4 protein-coding genes are annotated in these 4,017 nt (G+C 43.2%); all 4 read right to left on the bottom strand.

The window, feature by feature from the left end:
- Positions 1-19 precede the first annotated feature (19 nt).
- Entirely contained in the window at positions 20-727 is a 708-nt protein-coding gene (folE, locus tag IQ226_RS24460) for a GTP cyclohydrolase I FolE (RefSeq protein WP_193899714.1), read from the bottom strand.
- Positions 728-814: 87 nt separating this feature from the next.
- Positions 815-1,540: an SDR family oxidoreductase gene (locus tag IQ226_RS24455; protein ID WP_193899712.1), complete on the bottom strand. Its 726-nt coding sequence runs from the start codon at positions 1,538-1,540 to the stop codon at positions 815-817.
- A gap of 111 nt (positions 1,541-1,651) precedes the next feature.
- Positions 1,652-2,632, bottom strand: coding sequence for an acetyl-CoA carboxylase carboxyltransferase subunit alpha (locus IQ226_RS24450; RefSeq protein ID WP_193899710.1), 981 nt, complete (start codon positions 2,630-2,632; stop codon positions 1,652-1,654).
- 116 nt (positions 2,633-2,748) lie between these two features.
- Positions 2,749-3,768, bottom strand: coding sequence for a long-chain acyl-[acyl-carrier-protein] reductase (locus tag IQ226_RS24445; RefSeq protein WP_193899708.1), 1,020 nt, complete (start codon positions 3,766-3,768; stop codon positions 2,749-2,751).
- Between the last annotated feature and the right edge of the window lie 249 nt (positions 3,769-4,017).

Here is a 4,017-nt window from a genome sequence, read left to right as displayed (position 1 = left end):
CCCCTACCCCTATCCCGCATTAAAATAATGACGCTTGATGACGAATCAAGTTAAAAAATTCTTCACGGGTTTTGTGTTGTTCTTGGAAAATACCTACCATCGAACTGGTAACTGTCCAAGAACCAGGTTTTTGAACCCCCCGCATCACCATACACATATGAGTAGCTTCCATGACTACAGCCACACCTTTGGGTTCGAGGACTGCTTGTAGCGCCTCAGCAATTTGTCGAGTTAGTCTTTCTTGAACTTGCAATCGGCGAGAATACATTTCCACAATTCTTGCCAGTTTGCTTAATCCTACAACTTTTTGATTGGGAATATAAGCAACGTGCGCTCTACCCATGAATGGCAGCATATGATGTTCACACAGGCTAAAGAAGTTAATGTCTCTTACCAAAACCATTTCATCATGTCCTTCATCAAATATCGCACCATTGATGAGGTCTTCTAGAGATTGATTGTAGCCGCTGGTGAGAAATTTCATCGCCTTAGCTACGCGCTTGGGTGTTTTTAGCAGTCCTTCCCGTTCAGGGTCTTCTCCTAATCCCACTAACATTGTCCGCACAGCTTGCATCATCTCATCCATTGTTTCTTCCGACGGTGGATGTATTTCTGGTTCTTTGCCATTATGGGTATTGCGGTCTGGTCGGACATTGATAGCTTCTGCTAAGTCAGGAATGAGAGGCGATTGCGAGGTATTAGAACCGGTTGAACCAGCGATAGTCATGATTAAATTTTAGTAATTTTTCAGTTGTCAGTTGTCAGTTGTCAGTGGTAATTGATCATTTAAAGAGATAAATGAGGAAATTACCAATTAGAGAACACCAGCATTGGACATAATCGTCAATTCTTCAATTACTGCTTCTTGTGGTAATAAGACAGTGTGGAGAATTGTTTCGGCCACAATTTCTGGAGTTAACATTTGGGAACGGTCAAAGTTAGCTTGGACGGTTGGAGTATCCCAAATTGCTGTATTCACAGAACCAGGACAAATGGCAATGACGCGAATACCATTAGCCCGTTCTTCTTGTGCGAGGGTTTGGGAGAGGAAAAGAAGTCCTGCTTTGCTGACGCAGTAAGCACCCCAACCCGGAAAGGTTTGTTTGGCTGCTATAGAAGCAATGTTAATAATTGTGCCTTGCTCTTGTTGGCGCATTCCTGGCAAAATTCCCATCATGCACTGAAAGACACTGGTGAGGTTCAAGTCAATAACTTGTTGCCAGTCTTCCAAGGGTGTTTCACTCAGGTTGCCTGTATATCCAATTCCAGCGTTATTAATGAGAATATTTATGTTGCCAAATTTGTCAGCTATTCCTTGAATTTTGGATTTAACTTGGGTAACTTCAGCTAAGTCTAGACAAAAGGCTTGGGCTTCTACTCCTAACTCCTGTGCGGCTCTAGCTACAGACTCTAGTTTATCCTGAGAACGGCTGACTAATGCTACATCTATTCCAGCTTTTGCAAATGCTAAAGCTGTTGCTCTGCCAATTCCGCTACTAGCACCAGTAATTAAGGCGCGTCTTTTTTGCTCAGAATTCATAAAATCAAGTAAATACAAATGCCTATAGCTCTTGAAGATTGTTAAAAATCTTTAAGCAGCCATAGGCAATTATAGCATTGCTATTATTCTATACCATTTTCTTGAGTATTTTTAGTGGGCAAGTTCTGTGAAAACGCCGATATTACGGAATTTATCATAACGGAGTTGGCGGCGCTCGGCTGGGGTGAGACGGTTGAGTTCGTCTAAGTTTTCCACTAGGGCTTGTTTTAAGTTGGTAGCCGCTGTTAAGGGGTCTGAGTGTGCGCCACCCAAGGGTTCAGGGAGGATTTGGTCAATAATGCCCAAGTTTTTGAGGTCGTGGGAGATGATTTTCAAGGCTACAGCAGCTTGGGGAGATTTGCTGGCATCTTTCCATAAGATTGCGGCGCAAGCTTCGGGTGTAGCAACTGTATAAACTGAGTGTTCAAACATCAATAGGCGATCGCCTACACCAATACCCAAAGCCCCACCGGATCCACCTTCACCGATAACTGTACAAATGATGGGTACGTCAAAACTGAACATTTCTCGCAGGTTATAGGCGATCGCCTCTCCTTGTCCTTGATGTTCGGCTTCGATGCCTGCCCAAGCCCCAGGAGTATCAATAAAGGTCAAAATTGGCATACTAAATTTATTGGCGTGTTCCATGAGGCGCAGAGCCTTCCGGTAGCCACCAGGAGCAGCCATACCAAAGTTGCGGGCAACGTTGTCTTTAGTATCTCGACCTTTTTGATGTCCTAACATCATTACTGGTTGTCCAGCTATGCGACCAACGCCACCAACTAAAGCTGGATCATCGCCGCCACAGCGATCGCCATGTAATTCCATCCATTCATCGCTGATAGACTGGATATAATCTAAAGTGCTAGGCCGGCGAGGATGACGAGCTACCTGCAATCGTTGGGATGGTGTCAGACTACTAAAAATCTCTTCCCGCAATTGCGTCGCCCGCGTTTCTAGTTGGCGAATTTGTCCAGAAACATCAACACCATTTTCTTCAGCCAATTGGCGAATTTGGTCAATCCGAGTGGCCAGTTCTGCTAAAGGCTTTTCAAAATCTAACAGTAGGGGTTTGCGCTCAGTGGTTGCCATATTAAGGAAATAGGGAATAGGGAATAGGGAATAGGGAACAGGGAATAGGGAGAAGAGGAGAATATTGATCTTTGCTTTTACCTCTTGCCTCTTGCCTCTTGCCTCTTACCTCTTGACTAAACTAGTAATGGTCTAAAACCGTGTTTAATGGACACACGACCAATTTGCTCCATTTTGTCTACGGTAATCTGATTACGCCCCCAAGAAAAGTTTGTATATAACTTCTCAAATTCCAGCAGCATTGATTCGGCAAAACAGGCAAATAATTGCCGCCCTGGCACATCCATATTGACAATTTTCATGATTTTCCAGTCAATATCTAGGCAATGCTCCACAATGCCACCATTTAGTACATATACTCCCGGATGCTGAACTTTTGTGCCTAGGTTTTTAGGATAGCCACCATCAATCAATAGACAGGGTTGTTTTAATGTTGTTGGTTCAATTTCTACGCCTTTGGGCATACTCGCCACCCAGACGACAATATCCGCTTGGGGTAATGCTTCCTGTAACCCCATAATTTTACCCCGTCCTAGTTCTGCTTGTAGTTCTTGGAGACGTTCTTGATTTCTCGCAATTAATAGTAATTCTTGAACATCTGTTTTTTTATCTAGCCAGCGGGTGACTGCGCTGCCAATATCCCCCGTTGCACCGCACACAGCTACAGTTGCTTTGGACAATTCAATCCCTAGTTGTTGGGAAGCTTCTTCTACTTGCCGACAAATAATGTAAGCTGTATGAGTGTTGCCTGTGGTGAACCGTTCAAATTCTAGGTTAATATTGCGGACTTGTTTGAACTGCTCTAAATTAAAGTTCTCAAAAATAATTGAGGAAAATCCACCCAAGGCTGTAATATCAATTCCATGCTTTTGAGCATGAGCCATAGCATTAAGAATTTTGCGCGTTGCGGCTTTAATGCGGCGATTAGCCAGCATTTCCGGTAAAAAGCATGATTCTACATACTTTCCTTCTATTTTCTGCCCGGTGATACTGGTGACAGTGATATGATCAACTATTTGCGGCGGGGCGCTACACCAAAAGTCTAGCCCTTGATCGGCATATTCTGGATATCCCAATTCTTGAGCTACTGATTGAGCGTGTTCTAAACTAGTCAGATGTCCAATTAAACCAAACATGGAGTGATATATTAGGCGTGTGCTGTCGTGCAAAACCAATTTTGGATTTTAGATTTGAGATTTGAGATTTTGGAGAAATCAAAAAACTATGCCAACTTGGAATCAGAGATAATATCTAACTATTAAAAATACTACATAAGGTGTCCAGATAATTGGTAATTCGCAATTAAGTAGGTGGACGTGAGATAACCAAAATCTGTAAAGAAAGGTAAATAGGGCTTAAATCCTTTTTCCCCCTGCCCCCTGCTC

Origin of the sequence: Dolichospermum sp. LEGE 00240 (assembly GCF_015207875.1) — a bacterium.
Classification (GTDB): Bacteria; Cyanobacteriota; Cyanobacteriia; order Cyanobacteriales; family Nostocaceae; genus Dolichospermum; species Dolichospermum gracile.
The sequence above is the reverse complement of the archived record's forward strand: the minus strand, read 5'-3'. Positions and strand labels throughout refer to the sequence as shown.